17 protein-coding genes, 5 tRNA genes and 3 rRNA genes are annotated in these 23,648 nt (G+C 44.0%); 6 read left to right on the forward strand and 19 right to left on the reverse strand.

What is annotated here, in order from left to right:
- Positions 1-301 precede the first annotated feature (301 nt).
- Complete coding sequence (locus KFB94_04735) at positions 302-622, forward strand: rhodanese-like domain-containing protein (GenBank protein ID QVL46402.1); 321 nt, start codon at positions 302-304, stop codon at positions 620-622.
- 22 nt (positions 623-644) lie between these two features.
- Positions 645-881, forward strand: coding sequence for a sulfurtransferase TusA family protein (locus KFB94_04740; protein ID QVL46572.1), 237 nt, complete (start codon positions 645-647; stop codon positions 879-881).
- 147 nt (positions 882-1,028) lie between these two features.
- Here the strand turns inward: KFB94_04740 and KFB94_04745 are convergent, their stop codons facing one another.
- Both KFB94_04745 and KFB94_04750 read right to left on the reverse strand, forming a co-directional pair.
- Positions 1,029-1,283 carry a hypothetical protein gene (locus tag KFB94_04745; GenBank protein ID QVL46403.1) on the reverse strand — a complete coding sequence of 85 codons (255 nt, stop codon included), beginning with the start codon at positions 1,281-1,283 and terminating at the stop codon, positions 1,029-1,031.
- A 63-nt stretch (positions 1,284-1,346) separates the two neighbouring features.
- Entirely contained in the window at positions 1,347-4,172 is a 2,826-nt protein-coding gene (locus KFB94_04750; GenBank protein ID QVL46404.1) for a valine--tRNA ligase, read from the reverse strand.
- 181 nt (positions 4,173-4,353) lie between these two features.
- Here KFB94_04750 and KFB94_04755 point away from each other — a divergent pair, with 181 nt between their 5' ends.
- Both KFB94_04755 and KFB94_04760 read left to right on the forward strand, forming a co-directional pair.
- Positions 4,354-4,797, forward strand: a complete 444-nt coding sequence (locus tag KFB94_04755) for an NfeD family protein (protein QVL46405.1) — start codon at positions 4,354-4,356, stop codon at positions 4,795-4,797.
- Between the two features lie 17 nt (positions 4,798-4,814).
- Complete coding sequence (locus KFB94_04760; GenBank protein ID QVL46406.1) at positions 4,815-5,657, forward strand: SPFH/Band 7/PHB domain protein; 843 nt, start codon at positions 4,815-4,817, stop codon at positions 5,655-5,657.
- Between the two features lie 4 nt (positions 5,658-5,661).
- Here KFB94_04760 and KFB94_04765 read toward each other — a convergent pair whose 3' ends face one another.
- The 5 genes from KFB94_04765 to KFB94_04785 all read right to left on the reverse strand — a co-directional run bounded on the left by KFB94_04765 (position 5,662) and on the right by KFB94_04785 (position 7,227).
- Positions 5,662-6,405, reverse strand: a complete 744-nt coding sequence (locus KFB94_04765; protein ID QVL46407.1) for a molybdopterin-synthase adenylyltransferase MoeB — start codon at positions 6,403-6,405, stop codon at positions 5,662-5,664.
- A gap of 25 nt (positions 6,406-6,430) precedes the next feature.
- Positions 6,431-6,745 (reverse strand): hypothetical protein, encoded by a 315-nt coding sequence (locus KFB94_04770; protein QVL46408.1) that lies wholly within the window; start codon positions 6,743-6,745, stop codon positions 6,431-6,433.
- 185 nt (positions 6,746-6,930) lie between these two features.
- Positions 6,931-7,006, reverse strand: a tRNA-His gene (locus tag KFB94_04775).
- Between the two features lie 15 nt (positions 7,007-7,021).
- A tRNA-Arg gene (locus tag KFB94_04780) sits at positions 7,022-7,098 on the reverse strand.
- A gap of 52 nt (positions 7,099-7,150) precedes the next feature.
- Positions 7,151-7,227: transfer RNA gene (locus tag KFB94_04785), tRNA-Pro, on the reverse strand.
- A gap of 91 nt (positions 7,228-7,318) precedes the next feature.
- Between KFB94_04785 and folD the strand changes: the two genes are divergently transcribed.
- On the forward strand, positions 7,319-8,179 hold the full coding sequence (gene folD, locus KFB94_04790; GenBank protein QVL46409.1) for a bifunctional methylenetetrahydrofolate dehydrogenase/methenyltetrahydrofolate cyclohydrolase FolD: 861 nt from the start codon (positions 7,319-7,321) through the stop codon (positions 8,177-8,179).
- Positions 8,180-8,281: 102 nt separating this feature from the next.
- Complete coding sequence (gene dksA, locus KFB94_04795) at positions 8,282-8,707, forward strand: RNA polymerase-binding protein DksA (GenBank protein ID QVL46410.1); 426 nt, start codon at positions 8,282-8,284, stop codon at positions 8,705-8,707.
- An 80-nt stretch (positions 8,708-8,787) separates the two neighbouring features.
- On the opposite strand, the gene pnp is transcribed toward dksA, so the two are convergent.
- From pnp to KFB94_04855, 12 genes are all read right to left on the reverse strand, one after another.
- Entirely contained in the window at positions 8,788-10,905 is a 2,118-nt protein-coding gene (pnp, locus tag KFB94_04800) for a polyribonucleotide nucleotidyltransferase (GenBank protein ID QVL46411.1), read from the reverse strand.
- Positions 10,906-11,033: 128 nt separating this feature from the next.
- Positions 11,034-11,303, reverse strand: coding sequence for a 30S ribosomal protein S15 (rpsO, locus tag KFB94_04805; protein QVL46412.1), 270 nt, complete (start codon positions 11,301-11,303; stop codon positions 11,034-11,036).
- A 221-nt stretch (positions 11,304-11,524) separates the two neighbouring features.
- Positions 11,525-12,424 carry a tRNA pseudouridine(55) synthase TruB gene (truB, locus tag KFB94_04810; protein ID QVL46413.1) on the reverse strand — a complete coding sequence of 300 codons (900 nt, stop codon included), beginning with the start codon at positions 12,422-12,424 and terminating at the stop codon, positions 11,525-11,527.
- 4 nt (positions 12,425-12,428) lie between these two features.
- Positions 12,429-12,794 carry a 30S ribosome-binding factor RbfA gene (rbfA, locus tag KFB94_04815; protein ID QVL46414.1) on the reverse strand — a complete coding sequence of 122 codons (366 nt, stop codon included), beginning with the start codon at positions 12,792-12,794 and terminating at the stop codon, positions 12,429-12,431.
- Positions 12,795-12,810: 16 nt separating this feature from the next.
- Positions 12,811-15,483: a translation initiation factor IF-2 gene (gene infB / locus KFB94_04820; GenBank protein QVL46415.1), complete on the reverse strand. Its 2,673-nt coding sequence runs from the start codon at positions 15,481-15,483 to the stop codon at positions 12,811-12,813.
- A gap of 104 nt (positions 15,484-15,587) precedes the next feature.
- Positions 15,588-17,054: a transcription termination/antitermination protein NusA gene (gene nusA / locus KFB94_04825; protein ID QVL46416.1), complete on the reverse strand. Its 1,467-nt coding sequence runs from the start codon at positions 17,052-17,054 to the stop codon at positions 15,588-15,590.
- A 56-nt stretch (positions 17,055-17,110) separates the two neighbouring features.
- A complete protein-coding gene (gene rimP, locus KFB94_04830) occupies positions 17,111-17,578 on the reverse strand; it encodes a ribosome maturation factor RimP (GenBank protein ID QVL46417.1) in 468 nt (155 codons plus the stop codon).
- 274 nt (positions 17,579-17,852) lie between these two features.
- Positions 17,853-17,966: ribosomal RNA gene (rrf, locus tag KFB94_04835) — 5S ribosomal RNA — on the reverse strand.
- A gap of 202 nt (positions 17,967-18,168) precedes the next feature.
- Positions 18,169-21,052, reverse strand: a 23S ribosomal RNA gene (locus KFB94_04840).
- 414 nt (positions 21,053-21,466) lie between these two features.
- Positions 21,467-21,542: transfer RNA gene (locus tag KFB94_04845), tRNA-Ala, on the reverse strand.
- Positions 21,543-21,557: 15 nt separating this feature from the next.
- Positions 21,558-21,634, reverse strand: a tRNA-Ile gene (locus tag KFB94_04850).
- Positions 21,635-21,745: 111 nt separating this feature from the next.
- Positions 21,746-23,281 (reverse strand): 16S ribosomal RNA (locus tag KFB94_04855).
- The 16S, 23S and 5S rRNA genes sit together here with 2 tRNA genes alongside, the layout of an rRNA operon.
- Between the last annotated feature and the right edge of the window lie 367 nt (positions 23,282-23,648).

The raw sequence follows: 23,648 nt of genomic DNA on the forward strand, positions 1-23,648 counted from the left end.
CTTTTACATTTTATTAACACTATTGGCTATTAATAACCAAAGCAGTCTTTAAATTTGGCTATATATAGCTAACTGTCACACAGCTATAACATGACGCTGCTGAACAAATTGTCATTTTAGTCCGTTGCCGCCAGCACAATCAGCAACCATTCGCACGCATTGTTAAGTGACATGACGATGACTGCCTACATCGCTTGAAGCTGTATATCTGCTCTCATTCTAAACAATGTCATGAAGCGTGTTAACTGTCTGTTTAACTTAACCTTTTATGTGTACAATAAACGATTAATAGGAATATAAGATGAAAAATTACACTGAAATTGATGTATCTGAGCTGGCGCACGTATTGGCAAATCAAAATGTTATGCTAGTAGATGTACGAAACAATGATGAGGTGTTGCATGGCATAATTGAAGGCGCAATGCATATTCAATTATCATTGTTGCCATTAGAATACACAAAGCTGTCAAAGGCAGATGCCGTTGTTTTCTATTGTCATAGCGGCATACGTTCTGCCCATGCAGCAGATTTTGTTGCATCAAAAGGCATTAAAGGTATTAATCTAATTGGCGGTGTGGTTGCTTGGGCAAAAGCTGGCTACCCACTTTCTCCGAAATTATAAGTTAACGATAGAGTGAATCATGATGGAATTTGATAAAGAAGTGGACGCACGCAACCTAAACTGCCCGCTCCCTATTTTGCGTTGCAAAAAAGGGTTGAGCGACATGAGCGGCAGTCAAATCTTAAAAATTATGGCAACGGATCCTGGCTCAGAGAAAGATTTCGCCGCATTTTGCAAACAAACAGGTCATGAATTATTGCAATTAGATAAATCAGAAAATGTGTTTAGTTTTTATATTAAAAAACGCGATGCCACTTAATTTGGTTGGATGCCTAATTTAGAAAAAAACGTCCAGTCATTGCCCGCAAAAATGCCAATTGATTGAATGCGTGACAAGGCAAAACACGGTATTGATGAGAGGGCGTTAGGAGACGCGATGCGCAATGTCATTTGAAACAACAGCGCTTTAGTGCGTGCTATTTTGCAATGTCTTTTCGCGTACTTTAGCGATGATATAAAGCAAAAAAGGCAACGTGAGCAAAACACCTAAACCAATCAACAACCAGCCTGATTGATCATATTTTGTAATAGCAGGTAATACATCAATATCACCCCATTTTTTGGCGATACCCAATGCGATTAAAACACTGCCAAAAAACTCTAATACCAGCATACCCAGAGGTAATGGAATCTTCTTTTCGTCATGCATACTATCACTCATGATTAACGCCAATACTTTACAAAATTGATATTTTACAAAATAGACACTTTTCCCACTATATAATTATGCTAATTTAGCAAGCTGCATTTCTAGCTTTTCTAAATTTGCTGCAAACTCCGCTACACGTGATTTTTCTTGCGCTACAACTTCTGCTGGCGCGCGAGCTACAAAGTTTTCATTATTGAGTTTGCCATTGGCTTTCGCTATTTCAGCTTGTAAACGCGCCACCTCTTTGCCTAAGCGCTCTTTTTCCGCAGCAACATCAATTTCCACTTTCAGCATTAACCTAAAGTCTCCCGCTAGCATCACTGGCGCATCTGCTTCTGGCAATTCCGCTACCACTTGCACCTCTTCTAATTTAGCTAACGCTTTTAAATACGCTGCATAACCATTCAACATAGCAACATCACCAGCCGCAATTAAAGGTACCTTGTTAGATGGCGAAATACCCATTTCACCGCGCAAACTACGGCAAGCATCGACGCACATTTTTAATTGCGCCACCCAAGCCTCGGCACTTTCATCTATCTTGTTAGGCTGGGTTGTTGGGTAAGCTTCTAGCATTATGCTATCGCCTGTTCGGCCGCTCATTGGACCGATGGTTTGCCAAATTTCTTCGGTGATAAATGGAATAATCGGATGTGCCAAGCGCAAGATAGTTTCTAATACACGCAATAAGGTTCGGCGTGTAGCACGCTGTTCCGCCGCATTGCCAATTTGTATTTGGACTTTCGCAATTTCCAAATACCAATCGCAATATTGATCCCACACATATTCATAAATGGATTTTGCAGCCAAGTCAAACCGATAGTCAGCAAATGCTTTTTCCACATCTGCTTCTGTTTTTTGCAAAATAGAGACTATCCAGCGGTCAGCTTGGCTAAAGCTTAAATAGCCTTGTGGTTTTGTTTCACACGCCTCTAAGCCATTATCTTGACCTTCCGTGTTCATCAATACAAAACGGGTTGCATTCCACAATTTGTTGCAGAAGTTGCGATAGCCATCACAACGTTGCAAATCAAATTTAATGTCACGGCCTGGGCTTGCTAATGCGGCAAAGGTAAAGCGCAATGCATCCGTACCATAGGCATTAATCCCTTCTGGGAATTCTTTACGCGTACGCTTTTCAATTTTTTCTGCATCTTTAGGGTTCATCAATCCTGTGGTGCGTTTTTTGATTAATTCGTCTAGCCCAATGCCATCGATTAAATCAATCGGGTCTAACACGTTACCCTTGGATTTAGACATTTTTTGGCCTTCCGCATCGCGGATTAAACCGTGTACATACACATGCTTAAACGGAATTTTGCCGGTGATATGTTTGGTCATCATCACCATGCGCGCCACCCAGAAAAAGATAATATCAAACCCTGTCACCAGCACAGAAGATGGTAAATATTGTTGTAAGGCTTGGTTTTGCGCGTCCATCGCTGCGTCGCCTGTCCAATCTAGCGTAGAGAAAGGCCAAAGCGCAGATGAATACCAAGTATCGAGCACATCATCATCGCGCTTTAAGTTGCCTGTATAACCGTCTTTCTCAGCCAATGTTTTCGCTTGTGCTTCATCATGCGCCACATAAACTTGGCCATCAACACCATACCAAGCAGGGATTTGATGTCCCCACCACAATTGACGCGAAATACACCAATCTTGAATATTATTCAGCCATTGGTTATAGGTATTCACCCAGTTTTCTGGATAAAACTTGATTTCGCCATTCGCCACCACTTCTAATGCTTTTTCGGTAATGCTCTTGCCGTCCGCCGCGGGTTTAGTCATGGCCACAAACCATTGGTCGGTCAACATTGGTTCAATCACCACATTGGTGCGGTCGCCACGTGGTACTTTAAGTTTATGTTTGTCCACTTTTACTAAAAAACCTTGCGCTTCCAAATCTACCACCACCTGCTTGCGAGCAGCAAAACGCTCTAATCCTTGATATGGTTTAGGCGCATTCTCGTTAACAAAACCTTGTAAATTCAAAATGCCTATCATTGGCAACCCATGACGCTGCCCCACCGCATAATCGTTAAAATCATGCGCTGGCGTCACTTTTACTACACCAGTGCCAAACGCTTTATCGACATAATCGTCGGCAATAATTGGAATTTCACGATTGCATAATGGTAGCGTGACGTTTTTCCCAATCAAATGGGCATAACGTTCATCTTCGGGATGCACCATTACCGCCACGTCACCTAACATGGTTTCTGGGCGAGTAGTGGCGACCGTTAAATGGCCTGCACCATCAGCAAGTGGATAATTGATGTGCCACATAGAGCCATCTTCTTCCTCTTGTACCACTTCTAAATCGGAAACAGCTGTGCCAAGTTTGACATCCCAGTTAACCAAACGCTTACCACGGTAAATCAAGCCTTCGTTATAGAGGCGCACAAAGGTTTCCGTGACAACTTTGTTTAAGCCCGCATCCATGGTGAAGCGCTCGCGTGACCAATCTGGCGAAGTGCCTAAACGGCGCATTTGTTGCGTAATCGTACCGCCTGAGTATTCTTTCCATTCCCATACTTTTTCTAAAAATTTCTCACGCCCTAAGTCGTGACGAGACACACCTTGCGCATCCAGTTGGCGTTCAACAACGATTTGCGTGGCAATACCAGCATGGTCTGTGCCTGGTTGCCATAGGGTATTATCGCCGCGCATGCGGTGGTAACGGGTGAGTGCATCCATCAAGGTTTGGTTAAAGCCATGTCCCATGTGCAGCGTACCAGTGACATTAGGTGGCGGTAGTAGTATGCAAAAATTTTCTGTTATTTCTGGGTTGAGGCCGGCGGCGTAATAGCCCTTGCTCTCCCAAAATGCATACCATTTATGCTCAATAGTCGACGGGTCGAAAGCTTTTGTTAAATCATTTTTTGGCGTAGTAATCATAGCGCGTGATTTTACCACAAGCGCCGCAAAGTCTTAACGCCATGTCTTAATGCCATGAGTGATTGCAAATCAAGTAGGCTTAACCATGTTGAGCGCCCATTATTGCGCTTATCTATGCTTAATATTAACCATAAATAGTGCTAAGATGCCTTCATCACTTTTCCATTTGAATGGGTTGATTATGATCGATGCAGTTTGGGCTTGGGCCGTATTAGGCGTCATTTTATTATCGGTTGAAATGGCGATTGGCTCCTTTGATATTGTATGGTTTGGGATTGCTGCAATCTGCGTGGCGATTGTTATGTGGTTTTTTCCTGAAATGCCTTCAGCAGGGCAATATATAATATTTGCCGCACTATCTCTTATCTCACTTGGCGCTTGGCGCTTTCATTACAAAAACACTGGCACGCACGCTCGTGTAGGTCAAGCACAGGGCGAGGAAATCGGTAGAATTGGTATTGTAATGACACCTTGTGGGCCAAACCAAAATGGCAAAATACGCTTTACACAAGGATTAATGGGGGCACGCGAATGGACAGCGGTAGCCGACGAACATATTACAGAAAACACTGAAGCAGAGGTGATTGCCGTTGAAGGCAATGCGTTAAGAATTAAACCCATTTAATTAAACAGGAAAACATCATGACAGAACTGAGTATTGTAATTATATTATTGGTGATAATCGCCATTGTAAAAGGCGTGCGCATTGTGCCACAAGGCGAAGAGTGGGTCGTTGAGCGCTTAGGCAAATTCGCAGGCGTTATTGCACCAGGGTTACATGTGATCAACCCGATATTGAGTAAAGTGAGCTACAAAGTAACGACTAAAGATATTATCCTAGAAATTCCTGAGCAAGAAGTGATTACCTCTGATAACGCTGTTATTTTAGCTAATGCTGTTGCCTTTATTAAAGTCAGTAGTATTGAGCGGGCAGTCTATGGTATTGAGAATTTCCGTGAAGCAATGCGTAATATGGTGCAAACCAATTTACGTTCGATTATTGGTGGCATGGAACTCAATCATGCGCTCACTTCACGCGACCGCATTAAAGCCGAGTTAAAAAATGCCGTTGCAGATGAAGCGTTGGACTGGGGACTTACTGTTAAATCGGTCGAGATTCAAGATATTAAACCATCTACCAACATGCAAAATGCTATGGAAAGACAAGCAGCTGCAGAACGTGAACGTGTGGCTGTGGTGACAGAGGCTGAAGGGGCAAAGCAAGCCTTAATTTTAAATGCAGAGGCGCGTTTAGAGGCGGCACGTAAAGATGCAGAAGCACAAATGGTGGGTGCAAAAGCCTCTGCAGAATCCATTAAATTTATTACCGCATCAGCAAAAGAAAACATTGACTCGGCTAACTTTTTATTAGGCGACCGCTACATTCAAGCGCTGCAAAAAATGTCAAGTTCAGATAATAGTAAAATTGTAGTGATGCCTGGTGATTTAATCGGAGCAGTTAGAAACTTGATTGGCGGCAAATAAACCACTAACCGCAAACCGTACAAGCAGGGTCGCGTTTCAATTTGATGGTGCGCCACTCTGCTCTCAGCGCATCCAACAGCATCAAACGGCCTTGCAGAGTTTGACCAATTCCCATTAAACATTTTAGCGCTTCCGCCGCCTGCGCTGTGCCAATCATGCCAACCAATGGTGAAAATACGCCATTTTCCGCGCAACGCTGTTCTTGTTCATCGCCCGTATCTGGGAACAAACAGTGATAACATGGACTAGTTTCGTTTCTAAAATCAAATACAGTAATTTGACCTTCAAAACGGACTGCCGCACCTGAAACCAACGGCTTTTTTTGCGCAAAACAAAGTCGATTAAGTGCATAGCGTGTCGCAAAATTATCAGAACAATCAATCACCACATCCGCCGCATGAATCAACGCATCCATTTCTGCTTGCGTTGATTTTTGCTGAACGGTTTTTACGCTCACTTCGGGATTCACCGCATCAATCGTTTGCTGCGCTGATAGCGCTTTATTGATGCCAACCGATTGTGTGGTGTGAATAATTTGTCGCTGCAAATTGGTTAAATCAACCGTATCAAAATCACAAATAGTTAACCTACCAACGCCGCTAGCGGCCAGATATAAGGCAACGGGCGACCCTAAACCCCCTGCACCTATAATCAAGGCATGACTGTTGATGAGTTTTTCTTGTCCTGCATATTCTACTTGCGGTAGCAAAATATGGCGGCTATAGCGCAATAGTTGATGATCATTCATGATTTTAAAACAATGTTCTGGTCATTTAATGTAATTGTCCTGCCACAATCATAGCGTTATATAGCATATAAGGCGATAGCCAAGTGACGATGTGATCAAATTCGCCATTCGTTGAAGCAACCGTTGTAATAGGATGGCTAATAAATGTGGTATTCAATGGTGCGGTTAAATTTTGACGCTCATCCACGCCTCCACTGGCTTGACCGCCTGTTGCGCCAAGTGAAAACACAACAGCTGCTGCGTTGTTGATTAAATGTATACGGTTCGTGCATACAATGGCACTCATGGTTGCACACACTCTCAAGTCTGGTTCTAGCGCTGTTAACCCAATGTCATACATGCCGTTTGGCTTAGCAAATGCATCATTATTTGCTCTGGTAATAGCATAGCGAATTCTATTTTGCCAAGCATCTTAAGCAAGACACTGCTACACTCACTGCACCTGTAGCAAAAATGTTTGCAATAAATACACTAAAACGTTTAACGGCGCGAGGAAAAAACTACATTTTGCAAGCAATCAAGGGATGGGGTGGCTGATGGGGCTCGAACCCACGACAACTGGAATCACAATCCAGGGCTCTACCAGCTGAGCTACAGCCACCATAGAGACTAAAAATGGCCTGCCCGACAGGAATCGAACCTGTAACCCCCAGCTTAGAAGGCTGGTGCTCTATCCGGTTGAGCTACGGGCAGATTTAGTTACACGTGACGATATATCGCTGTTACGGGCAATGACCAAAAAAACTGGTCGGCGTGGAGAGATTCGAACTCCCGACATCCTGCTCCCAAAGCAGGCGCGCTACCAGGCTACGCTACACGCCGAAGAGGCAGAAATATACTGGAATATGCGCAATTGGTCAAATCAAATATGCTAAAATGCGCAATTATTTCAACATTTCTGTAAAACACATTCATGTCTGCGCAAATCATTGATGGCAAAGTTATTTCAGCCAAATTACTCGATAGCATTAAATCTCGCATTTCAGATCGCACTGCCGCTGGTAAACGCGCACCTTGTCTGGCAGTCGTTTTAATTGGTGCGGACCCTGCTTCTACTATCTATGTTCGCAATAAGCGTCTGGCTTGCGAAAAAGTTGGGATTACCTCTCTATCGCATGATTTGCCTGCCGCTACCTCACAAGCTGAATTATTAGCATTAATTAAACAGCTTAATCATGATAAAAGCGTAGATGGCATCTTGGTTCAATCGCCATTACCTGATCATATCGATGAAGATTTGCTTATTGAGCACATTGATGTTAACAAAGATGTTGACGGGTTTCATCCATACAATATTGGCAGATTAGCTGTACGTCAGCCTAGACTGCGGTCTTGCACACCGTTTGGTGTGATGAAGATGCTAGCAGCATGTAACATTAACCCTATGGGGTTGGATGCGGTCATTGTAGGCGTTTCTAACCATGTAGGCCGACCAATGGCTTTAGAATTAATGCTAGCAGGTGCCACAATTACCAGTTGCCACCGTCATACCAAAGATTTAGAGGGGCAAATACGAAAAGCAGATTTAGTCGTTGCAGCGGCTGGTAAAGCAGGTTTAATCAAAGGCGAGTGGATAAAATCAGGCGCTATTGTGATTGATATTGGCATTAATCGCTTAGCAGATGGCTCACTTTGTGGTGATGTGGACTTTGCCAGCGCCAAAGCCCGTGCAAGCTACATTACCCCGGTTCCGGGCGGCGTTGGGCCGATGACAGTTGCAACGCTAATGGAAAATACCTTGCTTGCGCTAGAGCTTAATGAGGCCAGCAACTAGTGTATCAACGCTAAAGCTTTGCATATCATAAATAATAAGTGTAAACTCGCGCGATTAAATTATTATCAATTCTGTTTTTTTAAGTAGTTTTTCGGACACATCATGGCAAAAACAACACCAAATATTAATTTCACTCCTTATGAGGCAAAGCCTGATGAAGAGTATATGAATAAAAAGCAACTCAAACATTTTCGCGAGATTTTAGAACGTTGGAAAGCTGAGCTGAATGATGATATTGATCGCACAGTGCATAATATGCAAGATGAGGTATCTACCTTCGCCGACCCCAATGATCGCGCTAGTCAAGAGTCTGATATGGCACTTGAATTACGTAACCGGGACCGCGAGCGTAAACTGATTAAGAAAATTGAAGGTACTTTGCGTAATATTGATGCCAATGAGTATGGCTATTGCGAAAGTTGTGGCGTAGAAATTGGCTTAAAACGTTTGGAAGCACGCCCAACAGCAACGCTTTGTATCGACTGTAAAACATTGGATGAGTTGAGAGAAAAACAAGTCGCGAAATAAAATAACTTAATTTGTGCGTTTTTCACTAGATACGCATAATAAAAAAGCCCGCTTAGCGGGCTTTTTTATTATTGCGCTGCTTACTCGTCAGCGGATTCTGCTTTAGTAGGCTCTTCAATTAATGCCTTCATGCTTAAACGCACTTTACCTTTTGCATCAATCTCAACAACCTTCACTTTAACAATATCGCCTTCTTTCACAAAGTCACTCACGGCATTCACACGTTGATGTGCAATTTGTGAAATATGGACTAAGCCATCTTTACCTGGCAACAATGAAACCACTGCACCAAAGTCTAGCAACTTAACAACTGGACCTTCATAAATTTGACCAACTTCCACATCCGCAGTAATTGCTTCGATACGGCGTTTTGCTTCCTCGCCTTCTTCTGCGCTAGTACAAGCAATTTTTACCGTACCATCTTCATCAATATCAATACTCGTGTTAGTTTCTTTAGTCATAGCTTGAATCACAGCGCCGCCTTTACCAATCACGTCACGAATTTTGTCAGGATTGATTTTCAAGGTAATAATGCGTGGCGCAAATTGAGACATTTCTGTACTTGCATTCGCCATAGCATCAGCCATGATGCCTAAAATATGCTCACGACCCTCTTTAGCTTGCGCTAAAGCAGCCTGCATAATTTGGGCAGTAATGCCAGTAATTTTAATATCCATTTGTAAGGCTGTAATACCGTTTAATGAACCAGCTACTTTGAAATCCATATCACCTAAATGATCTTCATCACCTAAAATATCCGTTAATACCGCTACGCGGTTACCTTCTTTAATCAAGCCCATTGCAATACCTGCAACAGGTGCTTTCATTGGCACACCTGCATCCATCAATGCTAAACAACCGCCGCAAACTGAAGCCATTGAGCTAGAACCGTTAGATTCAGTAATCTCTGATACCACGCGCATGGTGTAATCAAAATCTTCTTTTGATGGTAAGGCACCCACTAATGCACGTTTTGCTAAGCGACCATGACCAATTTCGCGACGTTTAGGTGTACCTACACGGCCTGTTTCGCCCGTCGCATAGGGAGGGAAGTTGTAATGCAACATAAAGTTATCTGCATATTCACCTTGCAACGCATCAACCTTTTGCTCATCACGACCCGTACCTAATGTTGCCACAACGAGCGCCTGCGTCTCACCGCGGGTAAACAATGCTGAACCATGGGTACGTGGCAATACGCCAGTACGGATGCTAATAGGGCGCACTGTGCGCGTATCACGGCCATCAATACGTGGCTCACCGTTTAAGATTTGACTACGAACAACTTTTGCTTCTAAATTAAAGAATTCTCCTTTAATTTCATTTGCTTCTGTTGTTGATGTTTCTTCCGTAATAAGGGTAGCAATGACGCGGTTTTTAATTTCTTCAAGCTTAGCTGAACGCTCACCTTTTGCTTTAATTTGAAAAGCAGCATTCACATCAGCTTCTGCAATTTCAGCTACTTTTGCAATAATGGCAGCATTTGGCTCTGGCGCTGTCCAATCCCAAGCATCTTTGCCTGCTTCTTCGGCCAACTCACTAATCATTTTAATCACTGGTTGCATCGCTTCATGACCAAATGTCACAGAACCCAACATCACCTCTTCTGATAGCTCTTTCGCTTCAGATTCGACCATCATCACAGCGGTTTCTGTTGCGGCCACCACTAAATCTAATTGAGTGGTTTCCATTTGCGTTTTGCTTGGATTAAGGATGTACTCGCCATCAATATAACCAACACGCGCCGCACCTAATGGGCCATAAAACGGTATACCTGATAATGACATCGCTGCAGAAGCACCGATAATCGCAGGAATATCTGCATCAATTTCAGGATCAGAAGACAATACTGTCGCAACCACTTGCACTTCGTTGTAAAACGCCTCTGGAAATAATGGGCGCATTGGGCGATCAATTAAACGTGATGTTAATGTTTCTTTTTCTGAAGGGCGGCCTTCACGCTTAAAAAAACTACCTGGAATCTTACCTGCCGCATATGTTTTTTCCATATAGTCGACTGTTAAAGGAAAAAAATCTTGACCTTCTTTTACTTCACGGCGACTGGTTACGTTAACCATGACCACGGTATCGCCATAACTCACAACAACAGACGCGTCCGCTTGGCGAGCAATCTCGCCTGTTTCTAGTGTTAATGTATGGTCTCCATACTGAATACTTTTCGTTACTTTATTAAACATTTCATTTCCTTTTTCTACAGATTACTATTCACTACCCAATAGCAATCAAACAATAAAAAAAGCCGACGCATGATTGATGCTATCGGCTTTCTACATCACTATAAAAGCGAAAATCGCATTTATAGAAATTATTTACGCAAACCTAATTTACCAATTAAATCTTGGTAGCGGCTAACGTCTTTACTTTTTAAATAATCTAACAAACGACGACGTTGACTAACTAATGCCAACAAGCCGCGACGTGAGTGATTGTCTTTTTTGTTTATTTTAAAATGCTCTGTTAAGTAAGTTATACGGTTTGTTAACAAAGCCACTTGCACTTCTGGGCTTGCCGTATCGTTAGGAGCACGTTGATATTCTTTAATAATTTTTGCGGTGTCTTGCGCTGTAACTGCCATCTTTTATCCTTTAGTTAGCGTCAATGTAATCATAGCTAAGCAACCCATTTACTCAACCTGCGTTTACATTCAATTTACATGCTCAAATTGCATGAGTCGTGCATTATAGTCATTAATGCAAAAAACACCAAACATTTTTAGCGTTAAGTTGATGTTTTTATTTGTTTTTAAATACATGACGGGCATGAGTGATTACATCACCAATATCGAAACAATGAATGCTATAAATTAACTAATCGTTTTGGTGCAATTTTGCCATCTGCTAATCGTTGACCTAAACCAAGAAAATGACCGCCTTCTTCATACACACGCAAGTCACCATGAGGCATTTTACCCGGCTGCCAAACTGCTTGCCCTTGTTTAAAATAGAAAGCAGAATCACCAGTAATAATGACTTTAGGCAAATCAGCAAGCGCATTATCCACTGGTAGTAAAAGCATATCGCGCGCTTCAAGTGCCAGCGCCTCAACAGCTGGTATTGTTATCGCATTATCAATAACAAAACCTGCTGTCTGCACTCTACGCAGCGCAACCAAATGAGCGTGATTATTCAGCATCTTGCCGATATCTTCTGCTAACGTGCGGATATAAGTTCCTTTACTACAAGTGACAGCAATTTCAGCTTCGCTCCCTGAAAAAGCATTCACTGTTACCTGCTTAATGATGACTTGTCGTGCAACACGTTCAATTTCAATTCCAGCCCTTGCATATTCATATAACGCCTTACCTTGGTGTTTTAATGCGGAATACATAGGAGGAACTTGACTGATTTCTCCAACAAACTGCTGACAAGCTTCTTCAAATTGTAACGCGTTAATATTAATTGGTTTTGTTGCAATCACTGCGCCTTCTGCATCGCCAGTGGTCGTTTGAACACCTAACTTTATGTGCGCAATATAAGTTTTATCGGCATCAGTAACCTGTTGTGCAAACTTGGTCGCCTCGCCCAAACAAATCGGAAGCAGGCCTGTTGCTAAGGGATCAAGCGTCCCAGTGTGCCCTGCTTTTTCAGCTTGGAATAGCCATTTTATTTTTTGTAACGCTTGGTTAGAAGAATAGCCGAGCGGCTTATCCAACAAAAGAATACCATTCACTTTTCTTTTGATACGTTTGAACTGCAAAGGTTTAATCTTCTTGGCTGTCTTTGGGGCTATCCGCTAATGCTTCATCAATTAACTTGGTCATTTTCATACCATAATCGGCTGATGCATCATATTCAAAATGCAATTGTGGTACTTTACGCAACAACATACGCTTGGCTATTTGCGAGCGCAAAAAACCAGCTGATTGGACTAAGCCTGCTTGCAACTCTGGCGTCCCTTGTGCTGCACTGTAGAAAATCTTAGCATGTTCCATATCACCGGTTACTTCAACTTCAGTAACCGTTACCATACCAACACGCGGATCTTTTACTTCAAATTGCAACAAATCTGCCAATTCGCGGCGCATTTGCTCTGCGATTCGGCTGGATCTTGAAAATGCTTTTGCCAATTAATTTCCCAATAACTTATAAAGTACGTGCAATTTCTAAGACTTCATAGACTTCTAATAAATCACCCACTTCAAGGTCGTTATAACCTTTTAATGACAAGCCACATTCGAAGTTATTTTTTACTTCTTTAACATCATCTTTAAAGCGTTTTAATGAATCTAATTCGCCAGTGTGAATAATGACATTGTCACGCAATACACGCACTTTTGATTCACGTGTAATTCGACCATCTCTTACATAACAGCCTGCAACAGAACCGATTTTGGAGATACGGAAAACTTCACGAATTTCTACACTACCAATGATACTTTCACGCTGCTCTGGCGGCAACATGCCACCAAGCGCAGCTTTAATTTCATCCACTGCCTCGTAAATAATATTGTAGTAGCGGACATCAACATCGTTAACTTCTATCAACTTACGAGCGCCAGTATCTGCACGAACATTAAAGCCGATTAGCAATGCATTTGATGCCACCGCCAAATTCACGTCCGACTCACTAATTGCACCAACACCAGTATGAATGATATTGACACGCACCTCTTCGTTAGCCAGTTTACGTAAGCTACTTTCTAGCGCCTCGTTTGAACCTTGGACATCTGATTTAATTATCAAACCTAATGTTTTTACTTCGCCATCAGACATTTGTCCCATCATGTTTTCTAGTTTTGCCGCTTGTTGTTTTGCAAACTTGACATCACGGAATTTTCCTTGACGGAACATTGCAATTTCTCGTGCCTTGCGCTCGTCATTCAGCACAATTACTTCTTCGCCAGAAGCTGGCACATCAGACAATCCTAACACCTCAACTGGAATAGACGGGCCCGCTTCTTTAATTTCTGCGCCAGTCTCGTCCAACATTGCGCGCACGCGCCCATATGTACTACCAGCCAACAACATATCACCGCGTCTTAAGGTGCCTGACTGTACAAGAATTGTAGACACCGGACCACGACCTTTATCTAAACGACCTTCAACAACCAAACCCTTAGCTGGTGTATTTTTGGGGGCTTTTAGTTCTAATATCTCAGCTTGCAATAACACCGCTTCTAACAAATCATCAATACCTTGACCAGTTTTAGCTGAAACATTACGGAACATCACCTCTCCACCGAAATCTTCTGGCACCACCTCTTCAGCGACCAACTCCATTTTCACTCGCTCAGGTTCAGCTTCTGGTTTGTCAATTTTATTAATGGCAACGACCAACGGCACATTACCCGCTTTCGCATGATGAATGGCCTCTCTCGTTTGCGGCATGACACCGTCATCTGCAGAAACAACCAAAATCACAACATCAGTTGCTTTTGCGCCACGAGCTCGCATGGCAGTAAATGCTTCATGGCCCGGCGTGTCTAAAAAAGTCACCATGCCGTTTGGGGTCTCTACATGATAAGCGCCAATATGCTGTGTAATACCACCTGCTTCACCGCCAGCCACTTTACTGGCGCGAATATAGTCTAGTAATGAGGTTTTACCATGATCGACATGGCCCATAACAGTCACTACTGGCGGGCGAGGCTCGAATACAGCGTATTCATGTGCGGTTTCTTCCAAGAAGGTTTCTGGGTCATTGTCTGCAGCAGCAATCGCAGTATGGCCCATCTCCTCAACCAGAATAATAGCCGTTTCTTGATCCAGCACTTGGTTGATGGTCACCATCATGCCCATGCCCATCAATGTTTTAATTAACTCACTGGCTTTAATAGCCATTTTTTTTGCCAAATCAGAAACAGAAATGGTTTCTGGTACTAGCACATCATGCACAACAGGTTCTGTTGGAGCGGTAAAAGCGTGTTCCACTTCTTCCTCTCTACCGCGCCCTTTATTCTTGCCTTTAGGTGATCGCCATCCATTGCCGACTGGTGTGGCACCACGCGTTTTTAATCCGCGCTTGCGATTCTCTTCATCATTCCAATCTTTATTACTTCCTTTACCTTTTTTCGCATCCTTACTGACTGTTTTAATGCCATCTTTGACTGCTGGCTTATGTAATGTACCCTCACTCAGGCTTTTCGCTTTTTCTTTGGCCGCTGCTGCCGCTGCCGCATCTGCTTCATCTTTACGCTTTTTCTCTTCTTCAGCTCGACGTCTGATTAAATCCTCTTTTTTACGCAAATCTTCTTGCTGGAATGCGATTAGTTTTGCATGCCGCTCTGCTTCTTGCTCGCGAATGGCAATCTGCTCAGGTGTCAGCACTTGCTTTTTACGTTTAACGACTGGATCGTCTTGTTGTTCAACATCGACAGTATTGACTGCATCAGCAATAGGCTCTGGGGCTTGCTCTTCTACAACGGGCTCTGGCGCTAACACTGGTTGCACTTCTATAACTGGCTCAATGACAGGCGGCACATCTTCAACAGCCGGTTTTGGCGCTTCAACAATTTCTTCATTACGAACTAATACACGCTTTTTTCGTACTTCAACCTGAATTGTGCGGGCTCTACCATCGCTATCCGTTTTTTTAATTTCTGTATTTTGTTTGCGTGTAAGTGTGATTTTATTCTTAGGTGCTTGTGCCGCACCATGCTCTTTGCGTAGGTAATTTAATAGTGCTGTTTTATCAGATTCGTCTAATTGATCGTCAACTGCAGTTTTATTTACGCCTGCGCTCTTCAATTGTTCTAATAGTAAAGCCGTTGGTAATCCCAACTCTTTAGCAAATTGTAAAACGGTTGATTGTGCCATGTACTGCTCCAGTCTCTTTACTTTTTTCTTACTACTTTAAATGACTTACTTAAGTCATGATTAATTATCACCATCGATTGATTAAGCTAAGCTTAGACCACAGCTTATTTAAACCAAGGTGCGCGCGCTGTCATAATGAGCGTTTTTGCGCGCTCTTCATCCATCCCGCTTAACTCGACCAACTCATCAACAGCCAACTCCGCCAAATCATTCATCGTCATAATGTCTTTTTTCGCCAGCAAAGCAGCCATCTCATCATCCATGCCTTCCATTTTTACCAAGGCTTCCGCAGGATCTTCCACTTTTTCTTCCTTAGCAATCGCCTCGGTTAACAGTGCTGCACGTGCGCGTGAACGCAGCTCATTAATGGTATCTTCATCAAACGCTTCAATTTCAGCCATTTCAGACATCGGTACATAAGCAATCTCTTCTAATGTACTAAAACCCTCTTGCACTAGGATATCCGCCACCTCTTCATCAACATCTAATTTTTCCATGAATAATTGGCTAACGCTTGCGTACTCGTCTTGATTCTTCTGGGCCGCTTCTTCCTCCGTCAGAATGTTTAACGTCCAACCCGTCAATTCAGAAGCTAGCCGCACATTCTGCCCACTGCGACCAATTGCCAGCGCCAACTGTTCTTCATCGACCACAACATCCATGCTATGGGTATCTTCGTTCACAACAATACTAGACACTTCAGCAGGCGCCATTGCATTAATGACAAACTGTGCAGGCTCCATGCTCCAAAGTACAATATCGACACGCTCGCCAGCCAACTCTGCCGTTACGGCTTGGACGCGTGATCCACGCATGCCTACACAAGTGCCAACAGGATCTAAACGCTGATCATTTGCTTTAACCGCAATTTTTGACCGCAAACCTGGATCACGTGCCGCCGAACGAATCTCTAATAAGCCTTCTTCAATCTCCGGTACTTCAAGCTCAAATAATCGTTGTAGAAACTCTGGTGAAGTACGCGATAAAATAAGTTGTGGACCACGACCACTCCTGTCAATTCGTGATAAGTTTGCGCGTACTCTATCGCCAACGCGCAGATTTTCTTTAGGAATCATCGATTCTCTTGGTAATCGACACTCAAGACGCCCAACCTCAATTAGCGCATCACCTTTTTCCATACGCTTAATTACACCAGTCACCAACGTTTCATCACGCGCCAAAAAATCTTCTAAAATTTGCTCGCGCTCTGCCTCACGTACTTTCTGCAAAATCACTTGTTTAGCCGCTTGCGCACCAATGCGACCAAAAGAAATAGACTCTAAAGGCTCCTCATAATAGTCACCTATTTGTCTTCCTTTTGCGCGGTCATCTTCCTCATCAAACTGATAATCAGAATTTTCTAACAAGTCATATTCAACATACTGCCATCTTCTAAATGTCTCATACTCCCCGTTATCGCGGTTAATCGAAACACGAATGTCGGCATTATCATCATGATTTTTTTTAGTCGCTGATGCTAAAGCCAATTCCAACGCAGTAAATACAATTTCCTTGCTCACGTTTTTTTCGTGCGCTAACGCATCTACCAATAACAAAATTTCTCGACTCATCGTCTCTCTCCGACTAAAAAATGATTACTTAACGATTAAAACTAATTCAACAATTATTAAAACTGTGGACTTAAGCGTGCTTTATCAATATCAGTTAACGGCAAAATCTCAATCATGCCATCACATTCAATATGTAATAATCCGGCCTCTAGCCCGCGCAAAATACCAACAAAATTCTTTCTTGGCTCTTTATTCTGCACAAGCAAAGGAGCCCGCAACTTAATCTGAGCACGCTCACCTATAAATCGCACAAAATCCTGTTCCTTCTTTAATACTCTATCCATGCCTGGGGACGAAACCTCAAGCCTGTCATAATCAACCTCATGTTCAACCGTTAAAACATTGCCTAATTGATTGCTCACCAACACACAATCATCAATGTTAACAGTATCCTTTATATCTTTCGGATTAAGCTTATCGATAAAAACACGCAATAGCTTACCTCGGTTCGACATTTCAAAGTCAACCAAATCAAAACCAAGCTGGGCAACTGTTTTCTCAACTAAACTTTGCAAATCCTGCACAACATATCCTTTTAACTTCAACCACAAAAGTCGCGGAAATAAAAAAAGGGCCTACCGCCCCTAAACAACAACAATTATATCAATAAATTCAGTGAATTGGAATGTGTTGCATCGATTTATAAAGAATGATGACTTTTCAAAACTGTCATTTTTTCTCTATATATCAATATCCATTGCCTATTATTATTTAGCAGCCAACTAAATCTGTTTAAAAAAGCTAAAATCAAAAACTAAAAAAGCCCCATAAAGGAGCTTAGTTAGACACTAAATAAGAGCTTGGCGGTGACCTACTTTCGCATGCGAAGAGCATACTATCATTGGCGCAGGTTCGTTTCACGGCCCTGTTCGAGATGGGAAGGGGTGGGTCCAAACCGCTATTGCCACCAAGCATAAACGGTAATGTAACGCTGTTATAAACATCAGTTTATCTAACAGCCTTTAACAAATTGGAAGAAGTAAAGATGCTTTATATAATCTGTTACAGATTTTATATAAAGTAATGGGCTTTGATTGTTTATTTCGTTTTTTTGGTCACTTTAGAACCAACCTCTTCCTAAAAGATATTCACTATCTTCAAGTCTTAAGGTTATAGGATCAAGCCTCACGAGCAATTAGTATCAGTTAGCTTCACGCCTTACAGCGCTTCCACACCTGACCTATCAACGTCCTGGTCTCGAACGACTCTTTAGGGGGGTTAAACCCCCAGGGAAATCTCATCTTAAGGCGAGTTTCACGCTTAGATGCTTTCAGCGTTTATCTCTTCCGCATTTAGCTACCCGGCGATACCACTGGCGTGATAACCGGTCCACCAGAGATGCGTCCACTCCGGTCCTCTCGTACTAGGAGCAGGTCCCTTCAAATTTCCAGCGCCCACGGCAGATAGGGACCAAACTGTCTCACGACGTTTTAAACCCAGCTCACGTACCACTTTAAATGGCGAACAGCCATACCCTTGGGACCGGCTACAGCCCCAGGATGTGATGAGCCGACATCGAGGTGCCAAACTCCCCCGTCGATATGAACTCTTGGGAGGAATCAGCCTGTTATCCCCAGAGTACCTTTTATCCGTTGAGCGATGGCCCTTCCATACAGAACCACCGGATCACTATGACCTGCTTTCGCACCTGCTCGACCTGTCCGTCTCGCAGTCAAGCAACCTTATGCCATTGCACTATCAGTACGATTTCCGACCGTACCTAGGTTACCTTCGCACTCCTCCGTTACTCTTTGGGAGGAGACCGCCCCAGTCAAACTGCCCACCATACACGGTCCCCGATCCAGATTATGGACCTAGGTTAGAACCTCAACAACATCAGGGTGGTATTTCAAGGATGACTCCATAAGAACTAGCGTCCCTATCTCAACGTCTCCCACCTATCCTACACAAATCTTGTCAAAGTCCAATGTAAAGCTACAGTAAAGGTTCATGGGGTCTTTCCGTCTAGCCGCGGGTAGATTGCATCTTCACAACCACTTCAACTTCGCTGAGTCCCTAGAGGAGACAGTGTGGCCATCGTTACGCCATTCGTGCGGGTCGGAACTTACCCGACAAGGAATTTCGCTACCTTAGGACCGTTATAGTTACGGCCGCCGTTTACTGGGACTTCAATCAAGAGCTTGCACCCCATCATTTAATCTTCCAGCACCGGGCAGGCGTCACACCGTATACGTCCACTTTCGTGTTAGCACAGTGCTATGTTTTTATTAAACAGTCGCAGCCACCTTTTCACTGCAACCCCATCGTGCTTCACGAGTAAATCGCTACACACTACCGGGGCACACCTTCTCCCGAAGTTACGGTGTTATTTTGCCGAGTTCCTTCTCTAGAGTTCTCTCAAGCGCCTTAGAATTCTCATCCTGCCCACCTGTGTCGGTTTGCGGTACGGTCTTATACAACTGAAGCTTAGTGGCTTTTCTTGGAAGCATGGTATCAATCACTTCATGTACAAAGTACACTCGTTATCACGTCTCGGTCTTAGCTCTCCGGATTTGCCTAAAGAACCAACCTACTCGCTTGAACCGGGACATCCAACACCCGGCTGACCTAACCTTCTCCGTCCCCACATCGCATTGTATAGAGGTACAGGAATATTAACCTGTTTCCCATCAGCTACGCATCTCTGCCTCACCTTAGGGGCCGACTCACCCTGCGCCGATGAACGTTGCGCAGGAAACCTTGGGCTTTCGGCGAGGGGGCTTTTCACCCCCTTTATCGCTACTCATGTCAGCATTCGCACTTCTGATACCTCCAGCATCCCTCACAGAACACCTTCGCAGGCCTACAGAACGCTCTCCTACCATACTAATAAATTAGTATCCGAAGCTTCGGTTACGTGCTTAGCCCCGTTACATCTTCCGCGCAGGACGACTCGACCAGTGAGCTATTACGCTTTCTTTAAAGGATGGCTGCTTCTAAGCCAACCTCCTGGCTGTCTGTGCCTTCCCACTTCGTTTTCCACTTAGCACGTCATTTGGGACCTTAGCTGTCGGTCTGGGTTGTTTCCCTCTTGACTACGGACGTTAGCACCCGCAGTCTGTCTCCCGTAATTGCATTTCTCGGTATTCGGAGTTTGCAATGGTTTGGTAAGTACTTATGCACCCCCTAGCCATAACAGTGCTCTACCCCCGAGAATGATATACGAGGCACTACCTAAATAGTTTTCGGAGAGAACCAGCTATCTCCAAGTTTGTTTAGCCTTTCACCCCTATCCACAGCTCATCCCCAAATTTTTCAACATTTGTGGGTTCGGACCTCCAGTACCTGTTACGGCACCTTCATCCTGGCCATGGATAGATCACTTGGTTTCGGGTCTACACCCAGCAACTGAACGCCCTATTCGGACTCGCTTTCGCTACGCCTCCCCTATCGGTTAAGCTTGCTACTGAATGTAAGTCGCTGACCCATTATACAAAAGGTACGCAGTCACGGAACAAGTCCGCTCCCACTGTTTGTATGCATACGGTTTCAGGATCTATTTCACTCCCCTCCCGGGGTTCTTTTCGCCTTTCCCTCACGGTACTAGTTCACTATCGGTCGATTACGAGTATTTAGCCTTGGAGGATGGTCCCCCCATGTTCAGACAAGGTTTCTCGTGCCCCGCCCTACTTGTCGTTATCCTAGTTCCACACACGGGATTTCGTATAAGGGGCTATCACCCTCTATGGCCGGACTTTCCATTCCGTTCTACTATCGCATGTGCTAAAAATAACAGGCTGTTCCGCGTTCGCTCGCCACTACTTACGGAATCTCGGTTGATTTCTTTTCCTCGAGCTACTTAGATGTTTCAGTTCACTCGGTTTGCCACCATCTCCCTATATATTCAGGAGCGGTTACCCTTGCGGGTGGGTTTCCCCATTCGGACATCTCCGGATCAAAGCTTATTTATCAGCTCCCCGAAGCTTTTCGCAGATTATCACGTCCTTCATCGCCTGTAATCGCCAAGGCATCCACCATATGCACTTATTCACTTGACCCTATAACGTTAAAACCTGAACGCCTTCTTCGGAATTACTCCCTCATTCAAATCTTTGTGCATGAGACACAATTATAGGTTTTCTAAAGCAACTTCTTCATTATTCCAAGGTTATTAAAATAATGAATGGTTTGTTATTTCAACTTCATTTGCCTTTAATCAAACTTTACATTCAATTAAACACAACAAAGCAAAATGATTTTCGATTTTGCAATCAATAATATTATCCGACTAAGATAATATTACCCATTTGAATATAAAAGTCATCACAACTTCTATACTCTCTTTACTTCTTCCATTTTGTTAAAGAACACGCTAGCTAAAAAGCTAGAAGCAAATATTGTGAACTCAATACCCTCACAAGACTTGCTTCTAGGTTTTACTTATCAAAGATCTTTACACCTTCCATGGCTTTTGGTGGAGGATAACGGGATCGAACCGTTGACCCCCTGCTTGCAAAGCAGGTGCTCTCCCAGCTGAGCTAATCCCCCATGTAAGGCGATATCTGGTGGGTCTGGATGGACTCGAACCATCGACCCCTGCGTTATCAACACAGTGCTCTAACCAGCTGAGCTACAGACCCTAATTAAAGGTTCAATTAGCGTGTCCGCTAATGTTTTGGCCAATCTTTGATATTGCTATATCTGAACGACTGATAAGTGTGAATGCTTGCAACCTAGGCACATTTCTCTAGAAAGGAGGTGATCCAGCCGCACCTTCCGATACGGCTACCTTGTTACGACTTCACCCCAGTCATGAATACTACCGTGGTAAGCGTCCCCCTTGCGGTTAGACTACCTACTTCTGGTAAAACCCACTCCCATGGTGTGACGGGCGGTGTGTACAAGGCCCGGGAACGTATTCACCGCGACATTCTGATCCGCGATTACTAGCGATTCCGACTTCATGCTCTCGAGTTGCAGAGAACAATCCGGACTACGATCGGCTTTCTGGGATTGGCTCCACCTCGCGGCTTGGCAACCCTCTGTACCGACCATTGTATTACGTGTGAAGCCCTGGCCATAAGGGCCATGAGGACTTGACGTCATCCCCACCTTCCTCCGGTTTGTCACCGGCAGTCCCAATAAAGTGCCCAACTAAATGATGGCAATTATTGGCAAGGGTTGCGCTCGTTGCGGGACTTAACCCAACATCTCACGACACGAGCTGACGACAGCCATGCAGCACCTGTGTTACGGTTCCCGAAGGCACCAATCCATCTCTGGAAAGTTCCGTACATGTCAAGGCCAGGTAAGGTTTTTCGCGTTGCATCGAATTAATCCACATAATCCACCGCTTGTGCGGGCCCCCGTCAATTCATTTGAGTTTTAATCTTGCGACCGTACTCCCCAGGCGGTCAACTTCACGCGTTAGCTACGTTACTCATGGATTTTACTCCACCAACAACTAGTTGACATCGTTTAGGGCGTGGACTACCAGGGTATCTAATCCTGTTCGCTCCCCACGCTTTCGTGCATGAGCGTCAATATGATCCCAGGGGGCTGCCTTCGCCATTGGTATTCCTCCACATCTCTACGCATTTCACTGCTACACGTGGAATTCTACCCCCCTCTGACCTATTCTAGTCTGGCAGTTTCAAACGCAGTTCCCAAGTTGAGCTCGGGGATTTCACATCTGACTTGCCAAACAGCCTGCGCACGCTTTACGCCCAGTAATTCCGATTAACGCTTGCACCCTACGTATTACCGCGGCTGCTGGCACGTAGTTAGCCGGTGCTTCTTATCAAGGTACCGTCATCAACACAAGCTATTCACTCGCATCTTTTCTTCCCTTGCGAAAGAGCTTTACAACCCGAAGGCCTTCTTCACTCACGCGGAATGGCTGGATCAGGGTTGCCCCCATTGTCCAAAATTCCCCACTGCTGCCTCCCGTAGGAGTCTGGGCCGTGTCTCAGTCCCAGTGTGGCTGGTCGTCCTCTCAGACCAGCTACTGATCGTCGCCTTGGTAGGCCTTTACCCCACCAACTAGCTAATCAGGTATCGGCCGCCCCATTAACGCCAGGTCCGAAGATCCCCAGCTTTCCCCCTCAGGGCGTATGCGGTATTAGCCAACCTTTCGGTTAGTTATCCCCCATTAATGGATACGTTCCGATATATTACTCACCCGTCCGCCACTAATCCCCTTAGCAAGCTAAGGTTCATCGTTCGACTTGCATGTGTAAAGCATTCCGCCAGCGTTCAATCTGAGCCATGATCAAACTCTTCAGTTTAATTCACAACTATTACTTATTCCTCACCCTTTTACAGGCAAGGTGGTATTTCGCTTTTGCTTTTATATCTATAAAGATTACTCTCTATAAAAACTCAAATTCATTTCCAAGGTGTGTCTTGTACCCATCAGTTATTGCTAACCAATGGTCATTACATACTTGTCATAAATTTAAGTGTAAGCATTTGTATCTTGAGTCCATCATATCCGAAAATATAATGGCTATACCTCAGCCACAAACACCCACACTTATCAGTCATTCTGATTGTTAAAGAACAGTGTTAAAAGCGGTTTAAATAATGCTTCCCGTTTAACGAAGCGCGAATTATACAGGGCTTTTAGAGCCGGTCAAGTCTTAAATTAAAGTT

The organism is Methylophilaceae bacterium (assembly GCA_018398995.1).
GTDB lineage: Bacteria > Pseudomonadota > Gammaproteobacteria > Burkholderiales > Methylophilaceae.